At 34.1% G+C, this 686-nt stretch carries 1 protein-coding gene; it reads left to right on the top strand.

Annotation, left to right across the window (positions count from 1 at the left end; genetic code table 11):
• Positions 1 to 663: adenylate/guanylate cyclase domain-containing protein (locus AB4496_RS18235; protein ID WP_372131561.1), on the top strand; the 663-nt coding region annotated here is incomplete at its 5' end.
• Between the last annotated feature and the right edge of the window lie 23 nt (positions 664 to 686).

A 686-nucleotide genomic window follows, 5' to 3' on the forward strand; every position in this document is an offset into this window, starting at 1 on the left:
AAGTATGTCCCGGATATTGATAATACAAGCTTAACTTTTGGTAATAAGGGGTTACGATTTGAAGCTACAACACTGTTCATCGATATGAGAGGTTCAACAAAAGTTTTAAATAATCATAATCGAACGACTGTTGCAAAACTTCATAAAGCTTATTTTCATACAATTGTAACTATTGCTAAAAGTTATAGTGGGGAAGTCCGGAGTTTTAATGGCGACGGAATGCTAGTCTTTTTCCAAGGAACTACTAAGAGAAGCTTAAGTAATGCAGTAAAAGCTGCCATGAAAATGAAATGGATGCTTGCTTCTCCGAAGTCTGAGGTAAAAAAGAAAATGGAAAAATACTCTACAGTCGAATTTGGTATTGGGGTTGATGACGGACAAATATTATGTGCAAAAGTTGGTATAGCAGGTGCGAATAATAGGGACTTGGTGTGGATTGGAAATGCAGTAAACAAATCTGTGAAAATTGGTGATCAACTTGATGGAAAAATAGGTATATCTTCATATGTTTATAATAATCTGCTAGATGATGTCAAATATGTTACAGAAAAAGACTTCCTAGGGAATGATGTTCAAAAAAATATGTGGGTTCAAGATTCCTTTACATATAATGGAGAAAACCATATTTGTTATACTACGACCTATCAATGGAGTCTCGAATAAAATTCTAACAAATGCATCAACAC

This window comes from Vibrio sp. 10N.222.46.A1 (assembly GCF_041473595.1).
GTDB classification, from domain to species: Bacteria; Pseudomonadota; Gammaproteobacteria; order Enterobacterales; family Vibrionaceae; genus Vibrio; species Vibrio tasmaniensis_A.